Here is a 22,738-nt window from a genome sequence, read left to right as displayed (position 1 = left end):
GAGTGGCGCGTCACCGCGCGGCCGCCGCGTACCCGGCCAGCGCGGCGAGCTGGGCCGGATCCAGCGACGGCCGCACCGCCCGCCGCGCGGCGGCCAGGTTGTCCGCGGTGACCTCGGTGGCGTCCAGCGAGGCCCGCATCGCGGTCAGCGCCGCCTCCCGGACCAGCGCCGCGCAGTCCGCCGCCGAGTACCCGTCCAGCTCCTCGGCCACCGCGGCGAGGTCCACGTCCCCGGCCAGTGGCGTGTTGCGGGCCGCGGCGCGCAGGATCTCCGCCCGCGCGGCGGCGTCCGGCGGCGGCACGTACACCAGCCGCTCCAGCCGGCCGGGGCGCAGCAACGCCGGGTCGACCAGCTCCGGCCGGTTGGTGGCGGCGAGCACCACCACGTCGCGCATCGGCTCCACCCCGTCCAGCTCGGTGAGCAGCGCGGCGACCACCCGGTCGGCCACCCCGGAGTCGGCGGACTGGCCGCGGCGTGGGGCCAGCGCGTCCACCTCGTCCAGGAACACCAGCGTCGGCGCGGCCTGCCTGGCGCGGGCGAACAGCTCGCGCACCGCTCGCTCCGACTCGCCGACCCACTTGTCCAGCAGCTCGGCGCCCTTCACCGAAAGCACGTTGAGCCGCCCGCTGCCGGCCAGCGCGCGCACCAGAAACGTCTTGCCGCAGCCGGGCGGCCCGTACATGAGCACCCCGCGCGGCGGTTCCACGCCGAGCCGGGCGAAGGAGTCCGGATAGGACAGCGGCCACAGCACCGCCTCGGTGAGCGCCTGCTTCACCTCGGCCATGTCGCCGACGTCGTCCAGGGTCAGCCCGCCCACCCTGAGGATGTCCGAAGTGGACATCGAAAGCGGCCGGACGGTGTCCAGCGCGCCGAGCAGGTCGCGCTGGCCCACCCGGGGCTCGTCGGCGTCCCGCTGGCGCAGCGCCGCCCGCACCGCCGCCTCCCGGCGCAGCGCGGCCAGGTCGGCGGCGACGAACCCGGGCGTCCGGTCGGCGATCCGGCCAAGGTCCACATCGGACTCCAGCGGCACCTCGGCGAGCAGCACCCGGAGCAGCTCGGTGCGGGTGGCGGTGTCCGGGGCGGGCAGCACCAGCTCCCGGTCGACGAGGTCGGGGGCGCGCAGCCGCGGGTCGACGGCTTCGGGACGGGCGCTGGTGACGACCAGCGCGAGCCCCGCGGTGGCCACCGCCGAGCGCAGCTCGTCCAGCGCGACGGTGGCCACCGGCGGCGGGTCGCCCGCCGGCAGCAGCGCGTCCACGTCGGTGACCAGCAGCACGCTCGCCCCGCCGCGCTGGGCGGCGGCCGTCGCGGTGGCGATCGCCTCGTGTACCCGCCGGGCCGCGGCGCCGGCTTCCAGCGCGGCGACGCTCGGCGCGGCCACCTCGACCAGTTCCGCGGTGACCTCCCGCGCCACGGCCCGCACCAGGGTCGCCTTGCCCACCCCCTCCGGCCCGCTGACCAGTGCGGCCAGCCGGGGCGTGGCGCCGAGCCGGGCCAGCAGGTCCGGGCGGCGGAAGGTCAGTTCCAGCCACTCGGTCAGCCGGCGCACCGCGTCCTGCTGGCCCACCAGATCGGTGACCGGCGGCGCGGCCGGCGGCTCGACCGGAGCGGGTGCCGGTGCCGGGGTCGGAGTCCGGGTCGGGGTCCGCGGGGTGTCCCCGGTGCGCGCCCCGTCCCGCCAGCCGACCACGGTGGACGGCTGCACCGCGACCGGCCCGTCCGGGTCGGTCGCCGTCACGGTGAGCAGCTCGTTGGTCCAGGTCAGCCCGATGGCCGAGGCGAGCCGGCTGCGGGCCTCCGACGCGTCGGCCCCGGGCGGGGGTGCCACGTCCTGCGGCAGCAGGGACACCGCGTCCCCGGGGGTGAGCACCTTGCCGATCAGCGCGAGCCGCAGCGTCTCCGGCGGCACGGACGCACTGGCCAGCCGCGATCCCGCGACGGTTACCGCGCGGGCCGGGGCGACCTCCACCGGCGCGACGACCACCTCGGCGCCCTCGGCGATCCCCAGGTTGGACAGGGTCAGGTCGTCCACCAGCACGACGCCCGGCGCACCGCCGTCCGCGGCCGCGGCGATCGCGGCGCTCACCCGGGCGCCGGTGAGCCGGACCGCGTCCCAGGGCCGCAGCCCCAGTGCGTCCAGCACCTCGCGGTGCAGCCGGACGATGCCGCGCCGGGTGTCCAGCGCGGACGGGGTCAGCCGGGTGGTCAGCCTGATCACGCTGCCCAGCCTAGGAGGTCCTGCTCAACCGCCGAGCAGCTTCTCGGTGGCCGCGCGCCGGGCGCGGGACTCAGCGCTGGCCGCGGCGCAGGCCGATCGGCGGCCACGAGCGGCGCCGGTCCCGGCCCTGTGGCGGGCGGTTGTGCGGCTCGCCGGCCGGCGGGTAGATCTCCAGCACCCGACCGGTGTCCGGCTGCCGGGCGGTGTGCCCACCGCGCCGGGGCAGCCGCACCGCGCGGCGGGCCGCGCCGGCCACCCGGCGGCGCAGCGGCGGCCGCAGGCTCAGCCGGCGCGCGCCGTGCGCCCGGCGGATCGCCCGCCGCTGGCTCGGCGGCACGTCCCACGCCTCCGGGTGCCTGGCCAGCCACCGGTACCGGTACGCCCCGTACGGCAGGTGCAGCAGGTAGCCGAGCATCGCCACGGAAAGCGCGCCCAGCGGATAGGTGATCACCGCCGCGGCGAGCAGGGCGACCAGCACCAGCAGCGGCGCCATCGCCCGCGGCCCCACCCGGATCGTCTTCAGCGACAGCGTGTGCACCCGGCTGATCAGCAGTGCGGCCACACCGATCGTCCAGACCGACACCGTCACCGGCGCCGACCACCAGCCCCGGCCGACCTGCAGCGTGACCACCAGGGGCAGCAACGCCAGCAGCGCACCGGCCGGCGCGGGCACGCCGATGAAGAACTCCTTGGCGAACGGCGGCTGGCTGTCGTCGTCCAGCAGGGTGTTGAACCGGGCCAGCCGGAGCACCATGCACACCGCGAACACCAGCGCGACCACCCAGCCGGTGCGGTAGCCGTGCAACCCCCACACGTAGAGCACCAGGGCCGGCGCGACGCCGAAGGACACCGCGTCGGACAGCGAGTCGAGCTCGGCACCCAACCTGCTGGTGGCGTCCAGCAGGCGGGCGAGCCGGCCGTCCAGGCCGTCCAGCACCGCGGCCACGGCGATGGCCGCCACGGCGCCCACCGGGTCCCCGTTCAGCGCGAACTGCACGGCGGACAGCCCCGCGCACAGCGCGAGCACCGTGATCGCGTTGGGCAGCAGCCGAACACCGGGAGGTGCGCCGCGCGTCATGCTCAGCCTCCCGTCCCGCTCGGGCCGGCCGCGGGCAGCTCGGCGAGCACCGTCTCCCCGCCGACGGTGCGCTGGCCGGGCTCGACCAGGACCCGGCTGCCGGTGGGCAGGTAGAGGTCGACGCGGGAGCCGAAGCGGATCAGCCCGTAGGTCTGCCCGACGCCGACCTTCTCGCCCTCGCCAACCGAGCACACGATCCGCCGGGCCACCAGGCCGGCGATCTGTACACAGACCAAGTCGTGCCCGTCCACGGTGCGCAGCAGCAGGGCGTTGCGCTCGTTGTCCTCGCTGGCCTTGTCCAGGTCGGCGGAGAGGAACTTCCCCGGCCGGTAGGAGATCCGGCGCACCTCACCCTCGGCGGGAGCGCGCTGCACGTGCACGTCGAAGATGGACAGGAACACGCTGACCCGGAGCATCGGGGTGGCCGGAAGGCCCAGCTCCGCGGGCGGCACGGCCTCGGCGACCTGGGACACGGTGCCGTCCGCGGGCGCCACGGCGACCCCTGGCCGGCTCGGCGCGATCCGGGCCGGCTCGCGGAAGAACCACGCGCACCACGCGGTGACCAGCCAGCCGGCCAGCCCGGCGGGGCGCCAGAGGCGGCGCAGCAGTACGGAGGCGATGGCGCCGGCCAGGACGAACGGACGGCCGGCGGGGTGCATGGGGGGCACCGTCTCGCGGGCCAGTTCGATCAGATGGGGGAGGAAGGCGCCGGAGCGGCGCTCGCGGTCGGCGGTCATCGGGTCGTGATCCGTTGGTCTTTCGTGATGTGGCGTCGATGTGCGGCACACGCTACGCCACGTGGCGACCAGGGTGCGTTGCGCCCGCGTGGGCACCGGCCGAACGGGGCTGCCCCGGCCGGCCCGTGCGCCCCCCGACGGCGCACGCACCGGCCGGGCGCCCAGCTCCTCGCGCCCCACCGATCGGCCGACGGCCCCGGCGCGACCGGTACGGCGCCCGGCCACGCGGAAGCTCGTCGCGGGACGGTCACGGCATCCTCCCGACGTGGAATGCCTTTGTCACCGCGGTGAGAAGCGAAGTGTAACCCATGTCACAGTCAGTAATCAATGGCGGACCGTGAGCCAGCGCTCACATCTCGTCACTCTGTGCTGCTGGTGGCCATGGTGCCGGTGATTCGCGCGATCCGGCGGCTGGGACCGGGTAGAGCCTAGGGGTCACCCACATGTGACCGCGACCCTCACCGATCAACGCAGCGGAACCACGCCCACGGTCGAGCCCTGTGGCAGTTCCGTGACCTGCTCCGGAATCTCGATCAGGCAGTTCGCCACGGCGAGCGAGCCGAGCAGGTGCGAGCCCGGCCCGCCGACCGGACGAACTCGCCCGGTGGCGGGATCGTGGTCGCCGCGCAGGTACTGCCGCCTCCCCCGCGGCGAGCGCACCGCCTCGGCCAACTCGGCGGACAGCCGTGGCCGGTGCGGCTGGGCGTGCCCGGCGGCGGCCCGCAGCGCCGGGCGGACGAACACCTCGAAGGACACGTGCGAGCTGACCGGGTTGCCCGGCAGCGTCACCACCGGTACCCCGAGGTAGCGCCCGGCGCCCTGCGGCATGCCCGGCTGCACGGCAACCTTGGTGAACCGCACGCCGTGCTCCGCGAGCGCGTCCTTGACCACCTCGTACGCGCCCGCGCTCACCCCGCCGGAGGTGAGCACGAGGTCCACAGTGGACAAACGGGGGGAGAGGGCGGCACGGAACTCGGCCACGTCGTCCGGCACGAAGCGGAGCAACTCGGCCTCGCCACCGGCCTCGCGCACCGCGGCGGCCAGCATGATCCCGTTGGACTCGTAGATCTGCCCCGGCTGTAGCCGGGCGCCCGGCTCGACCAGCTCGGAGCCGGTGGACAGGACCAGCACCCTCGGGCGGCGGTGCACCGCCAGCTCGGCCCTGCCCACGGCGGCGGCCAGGCCGAGCTGCGCCGGACCAAGCTCGGTGCCGGCGGCGAGCACGGTGGCGCCCTCGGTCACGTCCTCGCCGGCCTTGCGCACGTTGCGACCGGGCGCGGCGGCGGAGAGGAACCGCACCCGCTCCGTGCCGGCGTCCGTGTGCTCGACCGGCACCACGGCATCCGCACCGGGCGGCACCGGCGCACCGGTCATGATCCGGTGCGCGGTGCCGGGCTGCAGCGGCACCAGGTCGGTGCGGCCGGCCGGCACGTCCTCGGCCACCGGCAGCTCGACGGGCCGGTCCTGGCTGGCGCCCGCCACGTCCACAGAGCGCACCGCGTACCCGTCCATCGCCGAGTTGTCGAACGAGGGCAGCGGGATGGGCGCGGTCAGGTCCTCGGCCAGGGCGAGGCCGAGGCAGTCGGCGAGCGGTAGCCGGACGGCGGGCGTCCGGCCGAGCAGCCCGGCCACCGTGGCCCGGTGCTCGGCCACGCTGATCAACGGCTGCTGGCTGGTCCGTGACGAGTTCGACACGGGTGCATCCTCCCTCGGCAGGACGGCGTGGCGGCCAACTGGCCGTGACAGACTCCCACCCCGGGGCCGCAGGCGCGGGAACCTGCGGAGGAGTGGAGGAGGAAGCGTGCAGGTCCGCACCCGCCACACGCCGGGGTTCGGGGTGGCCCGGCTGCTCCTTGCCCCGGCCGAGCCGGTGCAGGTCGAGCCGGGCGCGATGCTGGCCACCAGCTACGGCATCTCCATCGAGAGCAAACCGCGCAGCGGCCTGCTCAAGTCGTTGACCCGCAGCAACAACCCGCCGCCGGCCGCGGTGTTCACCGCACCCGCCGAGGGCGGCTGGGTGGACGTCGCCCCGAGCCTGCCCGGCGACCTGCACGTACTGGAACTCGACGGCACGGCGGGCTGGTGCGTGGCCCGCAACGCCTGGCTGGCCTCCGCGGGCACCGCCCGGCTGGATACCCAGTGGCCGGGGTTCCGCGTGCTGCTCGGCTCCGACGACGGCTTCCTCACCCACCTCGGCGGCACCGGCGCGGCGGTGCTGGCCTGCTACGGCGCGCTGGACGTGGTCACCCTGCGGGCCGGCGAGTTCATCACCGTGCAGCCCGGTCACGTGGTCGCCTTCGCCGACGCCATGCAGACCCGGCTGCGGGCGGTCAGCCAGGGCGGCCACCAGTCGGTGCGCACCGGCGAGGGGCTGGTCTTCGACTTCGCTGGGCCGGGCATCGTGCTCACCCAGACCCGCAACCCACTCGGGATGGTCCACTGGCTGGGCGCCAACGGCCTCGGCCAGCGGGGCTGAGCGCCGGCCTGATCACCGGGGCGGAATGGGCCACATCCGAGCGACGGCACGGACATTCGCGTCGCGGAACAGGGTGGCGGAGGTCGTTTTCTCCGGTAGCGTGGCGGACGCTCCAAGCGGTGCTCCAGGGCGCCGTGCGCTACATATCAAGGAGGACGCCGTGGCAGTCGGCACGGTCAAGTGGTTCAACTCGGAAAAGGGGTACGGCTTCATCGCCACCGATGGCGGGCCGGACGTCTTCGTTCATTACTCGGCGATCATGATGGACGGCTTCCGCACCCTCGTCGAGGGGGACCGGGTGGAGTTCGAGGTGCAAGCCGGCCGCGACGGCCGTAGCCAGGCCGCGGAGGTCCGCAAGGTCTGAAGGCTTAGCTGCGTGACGGCCCGGCGATCCGCTGGATCGCCGGGCCGCCGCTCGTCCGGCCGCGGGGTCGTTGTCCCGTAGGGAAAGCGGACCTCCGGCTGCGACCGTTAGGCTGCGCTCTCGTGTCGGAGGACCTCACCGGGCGACGCCTTGGTCACTACCGCATCGACGGCGTGCTTGGCCGTGGCGGCATGAGCGTGATGTACCGGGCGACCGACGTCCGGCTGGGGCGCAAGGTGGCGCTCAAGGTGATCGCCGAGCACCTCACCGAGGACCCGGAGTTCCGCGAGCGGTTCGTGGACGAGGCGCGCAACACCTCGGCGGTGGACCACTCGCACGTCGTGCCGCTGTACGACTTCGGCGAGGTCGACGGGCTGCTCTACATCGCCATGCGGCTGGTGGACGGCTCCGACCTGGCCAGCCTGATCAAGGACGGGCCGATCTCGCCGGCCCGCGCGCTCGCGCTGCTCGGCCAGGTCGCCGACGCGCTGGACACCGTGCACGGCGACGGCCTGGTGCACCTGGACGTCAAGCCGGCGAACGTGCTGGTGACCACCCGGGAGGCCGCCGGCGAGCACGTCTACCTCGCCGACTTCGGGCTCACCCGGCGCGGCGCCACCGGCCACCGCACCCGCGGCGGCGACTTCCTCGGCTCGCCCACCTACGCCGCGCCCGAGCACCTGCGCGGCGAGCCGGTGGACGGCCGCACCGACCTGTACGCGCTCACCTGCGTGCTGTTCGCCTGCCTGACCGGCCGGCCGCCGTACCGGGGCAGCGTGCCCGAGGTGATCCAGGGCCACCTGGGCGCGCAGATCCCCGCGGTCACCTCCTACGTGGTGCTGCCGCCGGCGATTGACGAGGTGGTCCGCCGGGGCATGGCCAAGGACCCGAACCAGCGGTACGCCACCTGCCAGGAGATGGTCAACGCGGCGCGCACCGCGCTGGCCCCGGTGGCGAGGCCGGGCAGCCCGCCGCCGGCCCGCCGGGAGACCTCCGTCGACGCCGCCCCGGCCACCGGCGGGTATCCCCGGCCGCCCGCGCCGGCGCCCTACCGGCCCGCCGCCGGGTACCCGTCGCCCGCGGCGCCCCAGCCGCCGGCCGAGCCGGTGCGGCTGCGCCCGCCGGTTCCGGTGGGGTCGTCGGCCACCTTCACCCGGGACCGGGAGGGAACGTCCCGCTGGCTGGTGCCGGTGCTGGTGGCCGCGGCCGCGGTGGTGGTGATCGTGGTCCTGGTGATCGTGTTCGCCAGCGGGGGAAGCGGGAGCGGCGCGGGCGGCGGCACGCCCACCGGCGCTCCGGGGAGCAGCGTGGCGGTCGGTCCGGGCGGCGGAAACCAGTTGCCCACCAACCCGCACGTGGTCACTTCGCGCTAGCCGGGTCGTCTTGCACTCTCCGGGGTCGAGTGCTAAACACGACATTGGCACTCGGACCCTCCGAGTGCCAGGTGTGACCCGCCCGGGCCGCACCTGTCAAGGTCGGGACGGTGAGGCCGGTCCCTGGGGACTCCTGGAGCCGGTCGTCCGTCGCGGGCACCGCGCCTGGCCGAGCACGTGTCCTTAAACCGCAGGCGCCGACAGGGGTCTGCGGTGTCCACTTCCGGAGGACCACACCGCAATGGCCAAGATGATCGCGTTCGACGAGGACGCCCGCCGCGGTCTCGAGCGCGGCATGAACACCCTCGCCGACGCCGTCAAGGTGACGCTCGGCCCGAAGGGCCGCAACGTCGTGCTCGAGAAGAAGTGGGGCGCGCCGACCATCACCAACGACGGCGTCTCCATCGCCAAGGAGATCGAGCTCGAGGACCCGTGGGAGAAGATCGGGGCCGAGCTGGTCAAGGAGGTCGCCAAGAAGACGGACGACGTCGCTGGCGACGGCACCACGACGGCCACCGTGCTGGCTCAGGCCCTGGTTCGCGAGGGCCTGCGCAACGTGGCGGCGGGCGCCAACCCGATGGCCCTGAAGCGGGGCATCGAGAAGGCCACCGAGGCGGTCGCCGAGCAGCTGCTCAAGAACGCCAAGGAGGTCGAGACCAAGGAGCAGGTCGCCGCCACCGCGTCCATCTCCGCGGCCGACTCCACCATCGGTGAGCTGATCGCCGAGGCGATGGACAAGGTCGGCAAGGAAGGCGTCATCACCGTCGAGGAGAGCAATACTCTCGGCCTGGAGCTGGAGCTCACCGAGGGTATGCGCTTCGACAAGGGCTACATCTCGGGCTACTTCGTCACCGACGCCGAGCGGATGGAGGCCGTCCTCGACGACCCGTACATCCTGCTGTTCGGCTCCAAGATCTCCTCGGTGAAGGACCTGCTCCCGCTGCTGGAGAAGGTCATGCAGACCGGCAAGCCGCTGGCCATCATCGCCGAGGATGTCGAGGGCGAGGCGCTGGCCACCCTGGTGGTCAACAAGATCCGCGGCACCTTCAAGTCGGTCGCCGTCAAGGCTCCGGGCTTCGGTGACCGCCGCAAGGCGATGCTGCAGGACATGGCCATCCTCACCGGTGGTCAGGTGATCAGCGAGGACGTCGGCCTCAAGCTGGAGAACGCCGACCTGTCCCTGCTGGGCAAGGCCCGCAAGGTCGTCGTCACGCGGGACGAGACCACCATCGTCGAGGGCGCCGGCGACGCCGAGCAGATCCAGGGCCGGGTCAACCAGATCCGCGCCGAGATCGACAAGAGCGACTCCGACTACGACCGGGAGAAGCTGCAGGAGCGGCTGGCCAAGCTGGCCGGCGGCGTGGCCGTGATCAAGGCCGGTGCGGCGACCGAGGTCGAGCTGAAGGAGCGCAAGCACCGCATCGAGGACGCGGTGCGCAACGCCAAGGCCGCCGTGGAGGAGGGCATCGTCGCCGGTGGTGGCGTGGCCCTGCTGCAGGCCGCCGAGGCCGCCTTCGCCAGCCTGAAGCTCGACGGCGACGAGGCCACCGGGGCCAACATCGTCAAGATCGCCGTCGAGGCTCCGCTCAAGCAGATCGCGGTGAACGCCGGCTTCGAGGGCGGCGTCGTGGTCGAGCGGGTCAAGGGCCTCAAGGCGGGCGAGGGCCTGGACGCGGGCACCGGGGAGTACAAGGACCTCATCGCGGCCGGCATCATCGACCCGGCCAAGGTGACCCGGTCCGCGCTGCAGAACGCGGCGTCGATCGCGGCCCTGTTCCTCACCACCGAGGCCGTGGTGGCCGACAAGCCGGAGAAGGAGAAGGCCCCGGCCGCCCCTGGCGCCGGCGGCGACATGGACTTCTGATCCGCGCTGACGCCAGCCGAGGGCCGGTCCGCTCCCGCGGGCCGGCCCTCGGGCTGTTCCGGACCTACCCGCTGGCGCCGAGGCAGACGAACGGCCGGCGCAGCGGGTTGGCCGCGGTGGCCTCGGCGAGCGCCGCGGCCGGCGCCCGTCCGGTGGCCAGCAGCCGGTGGTAGTCGGCCATGGCGGCGGCCGCGGCCTCGTCGCCGACCCTGGTGGTCGCCGCGGTCACCGTCCGCCCGCCCGCGGCGAGCAGCGCCCCGGCGAAGCCGAGTGCCTCGTCGCCAGGGCGGATGCGGCTGAGCGCCAGCTCGCAGGCGGCCAGCACGACGTGCTCGGGTGGCCGGCGCAGCCGCGCGGTCTCGTGCGCGAACAGCGCCCCGTCGGTCAGTTCCAGCCGGGAGAACAGCGCGTTCTCCGGCTCGTGCGCGCCGTGCGCGGCGAGGTGCGCCAGTCCCGCGCCGTCCAGCGCCTTCAGCACCGTGCCCACCGTGGCCCGGCCCACGTCGATCAGTTCCGCGTCCGGCCGGTGCGCGCGCAGCCGGCCGACCTCGCCCAGCGCCGCGGGCAGCCCCGGCCCGCCGACCAGCACCGCGCGGCCACCCGCCGGCCGTGCGGTTGCCGCTGCCAGCCACGCCGTGGCGGACGGGGCCACCACCACCGGCCGACCGCGCAGCGACGGCAGCGCGCCCCAGGCCACCGCGTACAGCGCCCCGGTGGGCACCACGACCAGCTCCCGGTCGCCGACGATCGGTGCCAGCGGCCGGACGAGCTGCGCGTCCAGCCGCTCGGCCCGGCGCCGCGCCGACGCGGACACCGTCTCGACCAGCGGCGCGGGCAGGTGGTCCGGGGCCAGCGCGTCCAGGTCGGCGTGCAGTTCCCTGGCCGCCGCCACCGCGCCGGTCATCCCGCCGAGCCGGACCAGCCGGGCCCGACCGTCGACGACCACGACGGCCACCATCTCCTGGCCCGAGGTGGCGAAGCTGACTAGTGCACGGCCATCCAGCCGCTCGGCGACGTCGGTCAGCCGGGCCACCGGCCGCGGTCGGCCCCACGGCCCGTCCCGCCAGCCCAGCCGCATCACCTCACGCTGCAGCGCGGCGTGCCGGGCCGCGAGTTCGCCGACCGGGGCGCCGTCCCGGCGGGCCTCCTGCAGCGCCCGGCTCAGGTGCCGGTACTCGCCGACCCGTTCGGCGAGCACCGGGTCGTCGATCGGCGGCAGCGGCTCGTACCGGTAGACCTGCGCCCTGGTCCGCTCCAGCCAGGTGAACAGCCGCCGCGCCGTGCCCGAGGTGACCGGGCCGTCCAGCACCAGCCGCACCGCGAGCTCGCCAAGTTCCCGCCCGTGCACGGCGGTGCCGCACACCAGTTCCAGCCCGCCCATCCGGTCCCGCACCCGGCCCAGCTCGGCCAGGCCCGCTCTGGCCTGGGCGAACGCCGCGCGGCGGTCGCCACGGGCCACGGCCAGTTCGGCGCGGCACAGCCGCAGCAGCATCCGGTGGTCGGTCGGGGTCACCCGGCGCGGCGCGGGCACCGCGTCGAGCAGCCGGCTCGCCGTGTCCACCGCGTCGCGGCGCAGCTCCATCCGCAGCGCCAGCATGGTGGCCACTGCGGACTCGTCGATCAGGCGCAGCGCGGCCAGTTCCTCGGCCAGCGACTGGGCCCGTTGCGGCAGGGTGGCCGGCACCCTGCCGCGCTCCAGCGGCGCCTTCGCCTCGGCGCGCAGCCTGGTCAGCGCGGCGATCGCGGCCCAGGCCCGGTTGCCGCGGCGGAGGAACCGGCGCCGCGCCGAGGTCGCCAGCTTCCTGGCCAGCGCGGGCTCGTCGTCGATCAGCGCGGCGGCCGCCCGGAACGCCTCCGCCTCCGCCAGATTCTGGTGGTCCCGGTGCCGGCGCATCTCCGGCAGCGCCTCGTCCAGGTGCCTGGCCGCCTCCTCGGCGAGGCCGGCCGCGAGCAGCGCCTCGGCCTGGTCCATCCGCAGCTTGGGCAGGAAGCTGGGGGATAGCTCGCGGAACAGCTCGCCGGCCTCCTCGTAGTACCGCAGCGCCTTGGGTACGTCCCCGACGCGCAGTGCCAGCGCGCCCAGGTTGTGGTGTGCCTTGGCGGCGATGATCGGAAGCTGGTCGGTGCTCGGCGCCGCGGCGGGCGGCTGCGCCGAGCCGGCGATGTCGACGCAGCGGTGCAGGTCACGAGCGGCGAGCCCGGGATGTCCGGCGGCCGTGTGCATCAACCCGCGGTTGATCAGCACGGTGCCCAGTGCGCCAGGGTCGGCGGCGTCCCGCGCCACCGCGAGTTCCATGACGGCGACCGCGTCGTCAAGCGCCCGGATGCCGTCGTCGAACCGCCCCGCCCGGCCCAGCATGATGCCGTGCTGGCTGTGCACCATGCCCTGCAGCGCGAGATGCTGCCGCTCGCCGCCGAGACCGGACAGCAACTCCTGCGCCGTGCGCAGGCGGGCCAGCCCGGCATCGAGATTGCGCGTCTCCGCCTCGACGTAGGCCAGGCCGACCAGGATCCGGACGCGGAGCGCGGTCTGCTCCTCGGGAGGTGGCTGGCCGCCGGCGGCCCGGTCGAGGGTGCGTAATGCCCGGTTCAGCAGCCGGACCGCCTCGCTGGGCCGGAACGCCGCCGCGGCGGCCCGCGCGGCGCGCTGCAGTTCTGCGGCGCGGGCGACCAGCCTGGCCGGTTCGACCTGCGCACCGGGTACTCGCTTCGGTCGAACAGTGGGCGCGCCAGGCATGGGATCTATGTCACCACAGCCGCCGAACGCCGTGCCGCCGGGTTGTGCACCCGGGTGTCTGCGCGCCGGGAAGGATCAGAGCACGATCGTCGGCGTGGCCACCGTGCGGACCAGTTGGCCGACGGGCGCGGCGAGGTGCACCAGGATCTGGGTGAGCCCGCGGGGGACGTCGGTCAGCGCGAAGCGGCCACCCTCGTCGGCGGCGGTGCTGGTGGAGCCGTGGCCGTCCACGCGGACCTCGATGGTGTGCGGCCCGCCGGGTACCAGCCAGCCGTCGAACCGGTAGCCGCCGACGCCCGGGCTGAGACTGACCATCACGGTCAGGTCCTCCACGGTGAAGGTGATCGTGCTCGGCCGGCCTTTGCTCCGCACCCCGGCGAGTTCGTCACTTCGTTCCCACCGGGCCACCTCGACGTCCAGGTTCTCCAAGTCGATGGCGAACCTGACCCGGTCGACGAGGTCGGCCGGCACCGGGTCGGCGATGTCGAGTAGCTCGTCCAGCTCGGCGAGCAGTTGGGCGTCCGCCCCCGACATGTTCGTCGGGGACACGTCCCCGTTGTCCCACCCGGTAGGGCGGTCGGTCGGGGTCACGGCGAGCCTCCTTCGGTCGCGAACAGGCTGCGGAGCAGGTTCAGGCAGCGGCCCCGGGTGGGGCCGATGCTGCCGCGAGGCATCCGCAGCGCCTCGGCGACCGCGCGGTACTCCGCGCGGCCGGCGAGCACGGTGAGCCGCAGCAACTCCTGGCAGCGTTGCGGGAGCTGGCGGAAGGCGCTCCACAGCCGGCGGTCCCGGTCGTTGCGCACCGCCTCCGGCTCGGGCAGCCCCTGCTCGGTGGGCACCATCGCGGCCGCGTCGTCGGTCAGCGGCTCCTCCCGGTCCGCGGTGGGGCCGTTGCCCCGGCGGGCCGCTCGGCGGGTCGTGGTGATCAGCCAGCCGGCCAGGGCCTTCGGCTCGGAGACCTTGTGCAGGTTCCGCAGCAGGTTCAGCCACACGGTCTGCACGACGTCCTCGGCTTCCGTGCGGCCCAGGCCCTGGCCGCGCGCCACATGCCAGACCAGCGGGGTGAGCTCGACGACCAGCGCGTCCAGGGCCTCCCGATCACCCGCCCGCGCGGCGAGCAGGCACGCCGCGTGCCGGTCATGTCCGGTCAGCTCGGCCCAGTGCGGGCTGGCGCTGGCGGTCGGCCGTCCAGTCATCGGCTCCACCCCCGAATCCCGTCGCAAGTCGGCAACGCGCGCCGGGATCGTCGCCGCGCGCGTGGAAAGACTCCACGGAATCCTGCCCCCAGTCGCTGCGGTGGTCAGCAACGGTTTCCTCACCTTTTCCCGAAACCGTGCCGTTCGTTCCTGGTCAGATGAGGACCAGCGAGCGGCGCGGATACCGGGGACCACCGGAATTCACTCGAATGGAGCAGGAGGCCGGGGTGTTCCCCGGCCTCCTGCTCCATTCGGCCTGCTCCGCTTGCCCCCGGACGTCGCGGTGCGTGCGCCCCCGGCTACTTCGACGGCGGCGGGCTGAACGGATCGGGCATGCCGCCCATCGGGCGGAACGGCTCCGGGTCCGGCTTGGCCGGTGCCGGTTGCTCCGCCGGTGGTTCCGGGCTGGGCTGGGTGGTCTCGAAGGGGTGCTCCCCGGCCACGGTCTCGGCCGGGTCCGGTGCGGTCACGGTGGCGGCCGCCGCACCGATGAACTCCTCCTCGAACTCGCCGATCTCCTCGCTGGTGGGCCTGCTCACGTCCGTCCCCCTCCTCAGGTTGACTGCAAGGACGAGCACCCGTGTGACGCACCCAACACCGCGTCGGTGCCACAAACGGGTGATGCCCAAGAGGAGTACGCCTGAAGGGACGAGATACAGATCGCCTTAATGTCTGTGTGAATGGCGCCAGATGGCCTAACACAGCCCCGAAACGGGCGCAGAAGGCGGCGGAGAAGGCGGAAGGAACGTGGCGGAACTGGCCGAACCGGCCCGATTCGGCATCGTGGGCGGGTGGGCTCCCCCTCGGCCCACGCCGCCCACGATCCGCGCGGTTACGCGAGCGTCGTGGCGCGCTCGCGCCGAGGCCCCTTCACACCCCCAACCGTGGCGAAGGTGTCCTCGATCCGCGCCCTCGACAGCGACGGCGAGGGCCCGGCCCCCTCGTACCGGGCCCCGCCGTCGTCCCCTCTCGCCGTCAACCGCAGGCCCCCCAGCCGTGCGATTGGCCCGACGCTGAGACAGGGGCGCCCCGCCGCCCCGTGGATACGTCCCGCCGAAAAAATCTTGGCCGGCGCTAGCTGGTCTCCGGCACCACGATCCAGCACACGAGATAGACCAGTGCCGGAGCACCGAAACCGAACAGCGTCGCCCCGACCATGAGCACGCGCAGGATCGCGGCATCCACGCCGAGCAGTTCGGCCGCGCCGCCGCAGACGCCGGCGATCATCCGGTCGTCCCGGCTGCGCCGAAACTTCCGGACCGTGTTGCTTGCCTGGTTGAAGATGTCGTCAGCCATGCCTCCAGGCTGCGCGCCGGGACGTCCCGCCAACATCGGGAACGTCCCTGGTCCGCCCCTGAGGACCGGGCCGGCCCCGGCTCCGGGTTTGGCCGGAGGCTCCCCGGTCGGCCACGATGTCAGGTCATGGCGGTAATGGGCTGGGCGCCGATGTCGTCCCCGAACGAATTGGCCACGGAGCTGGAGCGGGTCGGCTACCTGGCCGACGAGGGCGTGGCCACGGCGGCGTTCCTGGCGCTGCGCATGCACCGGCCGCTGTTCTGCGAGGGCGAGCCGGGCACCGGCAAGACCTCGCTCGCCGTGGCGCTGGCCCAGGCGCTGGACGTGCCGCTGGTCCGGTTGCAGTGCCACGAGGGCATCGACGCCGCCCAGGCGCTCTACGACTGGAACTTTCCCCGCCAGCTGCTGCACCTGCGCGCGCTGGAGGCGGCATCCGGCGGCACGCTGGACGTGGACGAGGCCGAGTCCTCCCTGTACACCTCGCGCTTCCTGCTCGCCCGGCCGCTACTGCGGGCGCTGGAGCAGTCCCCGTGCGTGCTGCTGGTCGACGAGATCGACCGGGCGGACGACGAGTTCGAGGCGTTCCTGCTCGAGGTGCTCAGCGAGAACGCGGTGACCGTGCCGGAGCTGGGCGAGGTGCGCGCCGAGGTGCCGCCGCTGACCGTGCTGACCTCCAACCGCACCCGCGAGGTGCACGACGCGCTCAAGCGCCGCTGCCTCTACCACTGGCTGGAGCACCCGAGCCTGGCCCGCGAGGTGGCCATCCTGCGCCGCCGGCTGCCCGGCGTGACCGAGCGGTTGGCCACCCAGGTGGCCAGCGCGGTGCGCCGGCTGCGTGAGCTGGAGCTGCTCAAGCCGCCCGGCGTGGCCGAGTCGATCGACTGGGCGGAGGCGCTGACCGCGCTCGGCCGCACCGAGCTGGACACCGAGGCCGCCGCGGTCACCCTCGGCACCGTGCTGAAGTACCGGGAGGACGCCGAGCGGGTGCTCGCCTCCGGGCTGGACGCCGTGCTCGCCCGCTGACGGGTTCGCCGACCGGCCGCCGCCGGGAGCACAATCGCCGATGTGGGTGCAGCGGATCACGGCGGAGATCCCGTGCCCGGGCTGGTCGGGTTCGCCCGCGCGCTGCGGGACGCCGGCGTCGGGTGCGGGCCGGAACGGGTTCAGGCGTACCTGCGTGCGGTGGCCGAGTTCGACGCGGCCGAGCCCAGCCAGCTCTACTGGGCCGGCCGGCTGACGCTGTGCGCCGAGCCGGACGACCTGCCCCGCTACGACGCCGGGTTCGCCGCCTGGTTCGGGCTGGCCACGTCCCGGCCGTCGCCGTCGGCGCCGCAGCAGCGCCAGCCGCCGCCGCGCATCGCCGCGCTGACCCCGCTGGAGTCCGGGGACGGAGAGGGGGCGGAGCAGCCGCCGCTGCGCGCCGCAGCCAGCGACGTGGAGGTGCTGCGACACCGGGACATCGGCGAGCTGAGCCCCGCGGAACGGGCCCACCTGCGCGAGCTGATCGCGCTGCTCCGCCCGGACCCGCCCCGGCGCAGCGCGCTGCGCCTCCGCCCGGCCCGCCGCGGTGAGCTGGACCCGCGCCGCACGCTGCGCGCGCTGCTCGCCGCCGGCGGCGAGCCGGCCCGGCTGCGTCGCCGACACAAGGCCCGGCGGCCGCGGCGGGTGGTGCTGCTGGTCGACGTGTCCGGGTCGATGAGTCCGTACGCGGACGCGCTGCTGCGGTTCGCGCACGTGGTCACCCGCGCGGCCCCGGCGAGCACCGAGACGTTCACCCTGGGCACCCGGATGACCAGGCTGACCCGCCAGCTTCGGCAGCGGGACCCGGAGCACGCGCTGACCGCGGCCGCGCGGGCGGTGCCGGACTTCGCCGGCGGTACCCGGCTCGGCGAGGGGATCAAGGCGTTCCTGGACCGCTGGGGCCAGCGCGGCGCGGCCCGGCAGGCGGTGGTCGTGGTCTTCTCCGACGGGTGGGAACGCGGCGATCCGAGCCTGCTCGGCGAGCAGATGGCCCGGCTGCGCCGGCTGGCGCACGCCGTACTGTGGGTGAATCCGCACGCCGGGCGGGACGGGTACGTTCCGGTTCAGTCGGGGATCCGGGTGGCGCTACCGCACGTCGACGGGCTGCTGGCCGGGCACAGCGTGCAGACCCTGCAGGAGTTGCTTTCGGAGGTGCGCCGTGCGTGACGTGCTGGACGAGTTGCACCGCCGGTGGTCGGCCGGCGAGTCGGTGGGCCTGGGCACGGTGGTGTCCACGTTCCGCTCCGCGCCGCGGCCGGCCGGCGCCGCCATGCTGGTCGCGGCGGACGGGTCGGCGCACGGCAGCGTCTCCGGCGGCTGCGTCGAGGGCGCCGTGTACGACCTGGCCGAGCAGGTGGTCGCGGGCGGCCAGCCCGTGCTGCAGCGCTACGGGGTGAGCGACGACGACGCCTTCGCCGTCGGCCTGACGTGCGGCGGCATCCTGGACGTGTTCGTGGAGAAGATCGACCGGCCCAGCTTCCCGGAACTGGACGACCTGGTCCGCTCGGTGCGGGACGAGGAGCCGGTCGCGGTGGCCACCGTGGTGGAGCACCCGGACGCCGCCCGGATCGGCCGGCGGATCGTGGTCTGGCCGGACCGCTCGGCCGGCACGGTCGGCTCGGACCGGGCGGACGCGGCGATCGTGGACGACGCGCGCGGCATGCTGTTCAGCGGCCGGACCGGGACGCTGCACTATGGCCCGGACGGGCAGCGCCGCGGTGAGGGCATGGCGGTGTTCGTCAACTCCTTCGAGCCGCCGCCGCGGATGCTGGTGTTCGGTGCCATCGACTTCGCCGCGGCCATGGCGCGGATGGGCACCTTCCTCGGCTACCGGGTCACCGTGTGCGACGCGCGGCCGGTGTTCGCCACCCGCAGCCGGTTCCCGGACGCGCACGAGGTGGTGGTGGACTGGCCGCACCGCTACCTGGCCGCCGAGGCCGAGGCCGGCCGGGTGGACCACCGCACCGTGGTCGCCGTACTCACCCACGACCCCAAGTTCGACGTGCCGGTGCTGGAGGTGGCGCTGCGGCTGGACCTCGGCTACGTCGGCGCGATGGGCTCCCGCCGCACCCACGACGACCGGCTCAAGCGGCTGCGGGAGGCCGGGCTCACCGAGTCCGAACTGGCCCGGCTGTCCTCGCCGATCGGTCTGGACCTCGGCGCGCGCACCCCGGAGGAGACCGCGGTCTCCATCGCCGCGGAGATCATCGCGCTGCGCTGGGGCGGCCGTGGCGATCGGCTGTCCACGCTGGAAGGCCCGATCCACCGCACGCCCGATCGGGTGATGTGATCACCCGCGCCGGCGGCCGCTGACCGAGCTACCGTGTGCTGTTCCGCCATCTGGAACAGCACGGAGGGCCCTCCGGGACTTGTCCCACGCCGCCATGAGGGGGAGGCTCCGGTGTGAGTCCGGTCACCGACGCGTGGGGAGCCTTGCCGTGGGAGCCGAGCCGGGCGCCCGGGTTCATACGGCGGGCGCACCGCGCGGGCACGTCATGGAGGGCCCATGCGCATCACCGTCACCGTCGACGGAGTCACGTACAGCGATGAGGTCGAGCCACGCATGCTGCTGGTGCAGTACCTGCGGGAACGGCTCGGCAAGGTGGGCACCGTGGTCGGCTGCGACACGAGCAACTGCGGCGCCTGCACCGTCCACCTCGACGGCCACAGTGTGAAGTCCTGCTCGGTGCTCGCCGTGCAGGCCGACGGCTGCGAGGTCACCACCATCGAGGGGCTGGCGAGGGACGGCCAACTGCACCCGGTGCAGCAGGCGTTCCACGACAACCACGCGCTGCAGTGCGGGTTCTGCACGCCCGGAATGATCATGCAGGCGATCGACCTGCTGGCCGACAACCCCGAGCCGACCGAGGACGCGGTGCGGCAGGGGCTGGAGGGCAACCTGTGCCGGTGTACCGGCTACCAGAACATCGTGCGGGCCGTGCGGGACGCCGCCGAGCGGATGCGGCCCGGCGCCGGCCCCGAGGTGGAGCGGGTCAGCGAGGGCGCCACCGCGCACGCCGTGGGAGGCGGGGAATGAGCCGGATCGAGCGCGTGAGGGAGGCGGTAGCAGCATGACCGCGACGATCGAACCGGAACTCGGCCGGCCCCGGCGCCGCAAGGAGGACGCGCGCCTGATCACCGGCCGGACCCGGTGGACGGACAACATCGCGCTACCCGGGCTGCTGCACATGGCGGTGCTGCGCAGCCCGCTGGCGCACGCGAAGATCTCCCGCCTGGACGCGGAGGCGGCCCGCTCGATGCCCGGCGTGATCGCCGTGCTCACCGGCACGGACCTGGCCGAGCAGCAGGGCAGCCTGCCGTGCGCGTGGCCGATCACCCCGGACATGGCCTCGCCCCAGCACCCCGCCCTCGCCGTGGACGAGGTGCGCTTCGCCGGCGAGCCGGTGGCCCTGGTGGTCGCCCGCAGCGCGGCCGAGGCGCGGGACGCCGTCGAGGCGATCGACGTGGACTACGAGGACCTGCCGGTGGTGCTGGACATGGAGGCCGCGCTGGCCGACGGCTCTCCGCTGGTCCACCAGGACCTCGGCACCAACAGGTGCGCGACGTGGGTGTTCGACTCCGGCGAGGCGGGCACCGGCGAGGACGTGGACCGGGTGATCGCCGAGGCCCGCGAGCGCGGCGACGTGGTGCTGGAACGGCGCTTCCGGCAGCAGCGGTTGATCCCGGCGTTCATGGAACCCCGCTCGGTGGTGGTCGACCCGACCGGCGAGCAGATCACCATGTGGTCGGCCACCCAGGTGCCGCACATTCTGCGGCTGATGCTGGCCATGACGCTCGGCGTACCGGAGCAGAAGATCCGGGTGATCGCGCCGGACGTCGGCGGTGGGTTTGGCGGCAAGCTGCAGGTCACCCCCGAGGAGGTGCTGACCTTCCTGGCCGCCAGGCGGATCGGTCGTCCGGTGAAGTGGACGGAGAGCCGCTCGGAGAGCATGGTCTCCGCGCACCACGGCCGGGACCAGATCCAGCGGCTCACCCTGGCCGCCCGGCGGGACGGTACCCTGCTCGGCCTCAAGGTCGACCTGCTCGCCGACATGGGCGCCTACCTCGGCCTGGTCACCCCGGGCATCCCGATTCTCGGCGCGTTCATGTTCAACGCCATCTACAAGCTGCCCGCGTACCGGTTCAGCTGCACCAACGTCTTCACCAACAAGACGTGGACCGACGCCTACCGGGGCGCCGGCCGGCCGGAGGCCACCTACGCCATCGAGCGGATGATGGACGAGCTGGCCGCCGAGCTGGGCAAGGACCCGCTGGAGGTGCGCGAGCAGAACTGGATCAAGCACGAGGAGTTCCCGTACACCACGGTGGCCGGGCTGACCTACGACTCCGGCAACTACGAGGCGGCCACCGAGGAGGCCAAGCGGCTGTTCGACTACCAGGCGCTGCGCCGGGAGCAGGCCGAACGCCGGGAGCGCGGGGACGCCGTGCAGCTCGGCATCGGCGTGTCCACCTACACCGAGATGTGCGGGCTGGCCCCGTCCCGGGTGCTCGGCTCGCTGTCCTACGGGGCGGGCGGCTGGGAGCATGCGGCGATCCGCATGCTGGCCACCGGCAAGGTCGAGGTGATCACCGGTAGCTCGCCGCACGGCCAGGGCCACGAGACGGCGTGGAGCCAGATCATCGCGGACAAGCTCGGCGTGCCGTTCGAGGACGTCGAGGTGATCCACGGGGACACCCAGTCCGCGCACAAGGGCATGGACACCTACGGTTCCCGCTCGCTGTCGGTGGGCGGGGTCGCGGCGGCCATGGCCGCGGACAGGGTGATCGAGAAGGCCAGCAAGATCGCCGCGCACCTTCTCGAATGCTCCGAGGACGACCTGGAGTTCACCGCCGGCCGGTTCGCCGTGCGCGGCACCGACCGGGGCACCGCGATCCAGGAGGTGGCGCTCGCCGCGTTCGCCGCGCACGACCTGCCCGAGGGCGTGGAACCCAGCCTGGACGCCGAGGTCACCTTCGACCCGGAGAACTTCTCCTTCCCGCACGGCACCCACCTGTGCGCGGCCGAGGTGGACACCGAGACGGGTCGGGTGCGGATCCGCTCCTACGTCTGCGTGGACGACGTGGGCAAGGTGGTCAACCCGCTGATCGTGGAGGGCCAGGTGCACGGCGGCCTGGCGCAGGGCATCGCCCAGGCGCTCTACGAGGAGGCGGTGTTCGACGAGATGGGCACGCTGACCACGGCGACGCTGGCGGACTACCTGGTGCCGTCCGCGGCGGACCTGCCCACCTTCACCACCGCGCGCACCGAGACCCCGGCGACCACGAACCCGCTGGGTGTCAAGGGCGTCGGCGAGGCGGGCACGATCGCCTCCACGCCGGCGGTGGTCAACGCCGTCGTGGACGCGGTGCGCCACCTGGGCGTCAACGACGTGGACATGCCGTGCACGCCGATGCGCGTGTGGCACGCCATCCATCGTGGCGCCGGGGCGGCGCCCACCGAGATGGCCACCGGTGCGGAAGCCGGCGGTGGCCTCGGCTCCATCGACGGAGGTGACCAGTGATCCCCTCGGCGTTCGACTACGTTGCACCGTCCACCGTGGAGGAAGCGGTGCGGGCGCTGGCCGAGGCCGGTGAGGACGCCAAGGTGCTCGCCGGCGGGCAGAGCCTGCTGCCCGTGCTGCGCATGCGGCTGGCCGCGCCGTCCACCGTGGTCGACCTGGGCCGGATCGCCGAGCTGCGCGGCGTCCACGAGGACGGCGACCGGCTCGTGATCGGGGCCATGACCACGCACTACGACGTGCAGCGTGACCCCCTGGTGCGGCAGCACGCGCTGCTGCTCGCGCTGGCCACCGACACGGTCGCGGACCCGCAGGTGCGGCACCGCGGCACGTTCGGCGGGTCGCTCGCGCACGCCGACCCGGCCGGCGACCTGCTCGCCCCTGCGCTGGCGCTGGACGCGGAGATGGTGGTGGCCGGGCCGAACGGCCGGCGCACGGTACCGGCGGAGGACTTCTTCGTCGACTACTTCACCACCGCGCTGGCCCCGGACGAGTTGCTGGTCCAGGTGCGGGTGCCCAAGTTCAGTGGCTGGGGCGCGCACTACGAGAAGTTCAACAGGGTGGCTCAGGCGTGGTCGATCGTGGCGGTCGCGGCCGCGGTCCGGGTCGACGGCGGCAGCATCGCCGAGGCGCGGGTCGGGCTGACCAACATGGCGTCCACCCCGGTGCGTGCGCGTGGCGTGGAGGAGGCGCTGATCGGCCGGCCGGCCACCGCTGAGACGATCAGGGCGGCCGCGCAGCACGCCGCGGAGGGCACCCAACCGGTCACCGACGCCAACGCCGACGCAGACTATCGGCGTCACCTGGTGGAGGTGCTCACCAGCCGGGCGGTGACCGCTGCGGCGGCCGGCTGAGCGTTT

General features: G+C 74.0%; 19 protein-coding genes. 10 read left to right on the top strand and 9 right to left on the bottom strand.

The window, feature by feature from the left end; translation table 11 throughout:
* Window positions 1-10: 10 nt before the first annotated feature.
* The 4 genes from FFT21_RS09205 to moeA all read right to left on the bottom strand — a co-directional run bounded on the left by FFT21_RS09205 (window position 11) and on the right by moeA (window position 5,728).
* Window positions 11-2,218 carry an AAA family ATPase gene (locus FFT21_RS09205; RefSeq protein WP_137813355.1) on the bottom strand — a complete coding sequence of 736 codons (2,208 nt, stop codon included), beginning with the start codon at window positions 2,216-2,218 and terminating at the stop codon, window positions 11-13.
* A 70-nt stretch (window positions 2,219-2,288) separates the two neighbouring features.
* On the bottom strand, window positions 2,289-3,296 hold the full coding sequence (gene pssA / locus FFT21_RS09200; RefSeq protein ID WP_137813354.1) for a CDP-diacylglycerol--serine O-phosphatidyltransferase: 1,008 nt from the start codon (window positions 3,294-3,296) through the stop codon (window positions 2,289-2,291).
* Between the two features lie 2 nt (window positions 3,297-3,298).
* The gene (locus tag FFT21_RS09195; RefSeq protein ID WP_137813353.1) at window positions 3,299-4,033 is read right to left on the bottom strand and encodes a phosphatidylserine decarboxylase; all 735 of its coding nucleotides are present in this window, start codon (window positions 4,031-4,033) and stop codon (window positions 3,299-3,301) included.
* A gap of 465 nt (window positions 4,034-4,498) precedes the next feature.
* Complete coding sequence (gene moeA / locus FFT21_RS09190; protein WP_225978242.1) at window positions 4,499-5,728, bottom strand: molybdopterin molybdotransferase MoeA; 1,230 nt, start codon at window positions 5,726-5,728, stop codon at window positions 4,499-4,501.
* Between the two features lie 106 nt (window positions 5,729-5,834).
* On the opposite strand from moeA, the gene FFT21_RS09185 reads away from it, so the two are divergent.
* The 4 genes from FFT21_RS09185 (at window position 5,835) to groL (ending at window position 10,110) form a co-directional block, all read left to right on the top strand.
* Window positions 5,835-6,509, top strand: a complete 675-nt coding sequence (locus tag FFT21_RS09185; protein ID WP_137813352.1) for a TIGR00266 family protein — start codon at window positions 5,835-5,837, stop codon at window positions 6,507-6,509.
* A 160-nt stretch (window positions 6,510-6,669) separates the two neighbouring features.
* Window positions 6,670-6,873 carry a cold-shock protein gene (locus tag FFT21_RS09180; RefSeq protein WP_137813351.1) on the top strand — a complete coding sequence of 68 codons (204 nt, stop codon included), beginning with the start codon at window positions 6,670-6,672 and terminating at the stop codon, window positions 6,871-6,873.
* A 122-nt stretch (window positions 6,874-6,995) separates the two neighbouring features.
* The gene (locus FFT21_RS09175) at window positions 6,996-8,246 is read left to right on the top strand and encodes a serine/threonine-protein kinase (RefSeq protein ID WP_137813350.1); all 1,251 of its coding nucleotides are present in this window, start codon (window positions 6,996-6,998) and stop codon (window positions 8,244-8,246) included.
* A 241-nt stretch (window positions 8,247-8,487) separates the two neighbouring features.
* On the top strand, window positions 8,488-10,110 hold the full coding sequence (gene groL / locus FFT21_RS09170; RefSeq protein ID WP_137813349.1) for a chaperonin GroEL: 1,623 nt from the start codon (window positions 8,488-8,490) through the stop codon (window positions 10,108-10,110).
* Between the two features lie 64 nt (window positions 10,111-10,174).
* Here groL and FFT21_RS09165 read toward each other — a convergent pair whose 3' ends face one another.
* From FFT21_RS09165 to FFT21_RS09145, 5 genes are all read right to left on the bottom strand, one after another.
* Window positions 10,175-12,847: a CHAT domain-containing protein gene (locus FFT21_RS09165; RefSeq protein WP_137813348.1), complete on the bottom strand. Its 2,673-nt coding sequence runs from the start codon at window positions 12,845-12,847 to the stop codon at window positions 10,175-10,177.
* Window positions 12,848-12,922: 75 nt separating this feature from the next.
* Window positions 12,923-13,381, bottom strand: coding sequence for a carboxypeptidase regulatory-like domain-containing protein (locus tag FFT21_RS09160; RefSeq protein WP_137813412.1), 459 nt, complete (start codon window positions 13,379-13,381; stop codon window positions 12,923-12,925).
* A 53-nt stretch (window positions 13,382-13,434) separates the two neighbouring features.
* Window positions 13,435-14,043 (bottom strand): RNA polymerase sigma factor, encoded by a 609-nt coding sequence (locus tag FFT21_RS09155; protein ID WP_137813347.1) that lies wholly within the window; start codon window positions 14,041-14,043, stop codon window positions 13,435-13,437.
* Between the two features lie 299 nt (window positions 14,044-14,342).
* Window positions 14,343-14,582 carry a hypothetical protein gene (locus FFT21_RS09150; protein ID WP_137813346.1) on the bottom strand — a complete coding sequence of 80 codons (240 nt, stop codon included), beginning with the start codon at window positions 14,580-14,582 and terminating at the stop codon, window positions 14,343-14,345.
* Between the two features lie 535 nt (window positions 14,583-15,117).
* Window positions 15,118-15,339, bottom strand: coding sequence for a PspC domain-containing protein (locus FFT21_RS09145; RefSeq protein ID WP_137813345.1), 222 nt, complete (start codon window positions 15,337-15,339; stop codon window positions 15,118-15,120).
* Between the two features lie 126 nt (window positions 15,340-15,465).
* Here FFT21_RS09145 and FFT21_RS09140 point away from each other — a divergent pair, with 126 nt between their 5' ends.
* The 6 genes from FFT21_RS09140 (at window position 15,466) to FFT21_RS09115 (ending at window position 22,732) form a co-directional block, all read left to right on the top strand.
* A complete protein-coding gene (locus FFT21_RS09140) occupies window positions 15,466-16,362 on the top strand; it encodes an AAA family ATPase (RefSeq protein WP_137813344.1) in 897 nt (298 codons plus the stop codon).
* Window positions 16,363-16,404: 42 nt separating this feature from the next.
* Window positions 16,405-17,526, top strand: a complete 1,122-nt coding sequence (locus FFT21_RS09135) for a vWA domain-containing protein (RefSeq protein WP_137813343.1) — start codon at window positions 16,405-16,407, stop codon at window positions 17,524-17,526.
* On the top strand, window positions 17,519-18,649 hold the full coding sequence (locus FFT21_RS09130; protein WP_137813342.1) for an XdhC family protein: 1,131 nt from the start codon (window positions 17,519-17,521) through the stop codon (window positions 18,647-18,649). Before FFT21_RS09135 ends, FFT21_RS09130 begins: the two co-directional genes overlap by 8 nt.
* 216 nt (window positions 18,650-18,865) lie before the next feature.
* The gene (locus FFT21_RS09125; RefSeq protein WP_137813341.1) at window positions 18,866-19,396 is read left to right on the top strand and encodes a (2Fe-2S)-binding protein; all 531 of its coding nucleotides are present in this window, start codon (window positions 18,866-18,868) and stop codon (window positions 19,394-19,396) included.
* A gap of 34 nt (window positions 19,397-19,430) precedes the next feature.
* The gene (locus FFT21_RS09120; protein WP_137813340.1) at window positions 19,431-21,881 is read left to right on the top strand and encodes a xanthine dehydrogenase family protein molybdopterin-binding subunit; all 2,451 of its coding nucleotides are present in this window, start codon (window positions 19,431-19,433) and stop codon (window positions 21,879-21,881) included.
* The gene (locus tag FFT21_RS09115; RefSeq protein ID WP_137813339.1) at window positions 21,878-22,732 is read left to right on the top strand and encodes an FAD binding domain-containing protein; all 855 of its coding nucleotides are present in this window, start codon (window positions 21,878-21,880) and stop codon (window positions 22,730-22,732) included. The genes FFT21_RS09120 and FFT21_RS09115 overlap by 4 nt, the downstream gene beginning before the upstream one ends.
* Window positions 22,733-22,738: the final 6 nt, after the last annotated feature.

It is taken from the genome of Gandjariella thermophila (genome assembly GCF_005405885.1).
Classification (GTDB): Bacteria; Actinomycetota; Actinomycetes; order Mycobacteriales; family Pseudonocardiaceae; genus Gandjariella; species Gandjariella thermophila.
The sequence above is the reverse complement of the archived record's forward strand: the minus strand, read 5'-3'. Positions and strand labels throughout refer to the sequence as shown.

What these genes read in the sequence shown, in the direction of transcription:
- FFT21_RS09120 (WP_137813340.1), top strand. Translation starts at nt 19,431, where the DNA reads ATGACCGCGACGATCGAACCGGAACTCGGCCGGCCCCGGCGCCGCAAG.
- FFT21_RS09160 (WP_137813412.1), bottom strand. Translation starts at nt 13,381, where the DNA reads ATGTCGGGGGCGGACGCCCAACTGCTCGCCGAGCTGGACGAGCTACTC.
- FFT21_RS09195 (WP_137813353.1), bottom strand. Translation starts at nt 4,033, where the DNA reads ATGACCGCCGACCGCGAGCGCCGCTCCGGCGCCTTCCTCCCCCATCTG.
- FFT21_RS09125 (WP_137813341.1), top strand. Translation starts at nt 18,866, where the DNA reads ATGCGCATCACCGTCACCGTCGACGGAGTCACGTACAGCGATGAGGTC.
- groL (WP_137813349.1), top strand. Translation starts at nt 8,488, where the DNA reads ATGGCCAAGATGATCGCGTTCGACGAGGACGCCCGCCGCGGTCTCGAG.
- pssA (WP_137813354.1), bottom strand. Translation starts at nt 3,296, where the DNA reads ATGACGCGCGGCGCACCTCCCGGTGTTCGGCTGCTGCCCAACGCGATC.
- FFT21_RS09155 (WP_137813347.1), bottom strand. Translation starts at nt 14,043, where the DNA reads ATGACTGGACGGCCGACCGCCAGCGCCAGCCCGCACTGGGCCGAGCTG.
- FFT21_RS09145 (WP_137813345.1), bottom strand. Translation starts at nt 15,339, where the DNA reads ATGGCTGACGACATCTTCAACCAGGCAAGCAACACGGTCCGGAAGTTT.
- FFT21_RS09165 (WP_137813348.1), bottom strand. Translation starts at nt 12,847, where the DNA reads ATGCCTGGCGCGCCCACTGTTCGACCGAAGCGAGTACCCGGTGCGCAG.
- FFT21_RS09140 (WP_137813344.1), top strand. Translation starts at nt 15,466, where the DNA reads ATGGCGGTAATGGGCTGGGCGCCGATGTCGTCCCCGAACGAATTGGCC.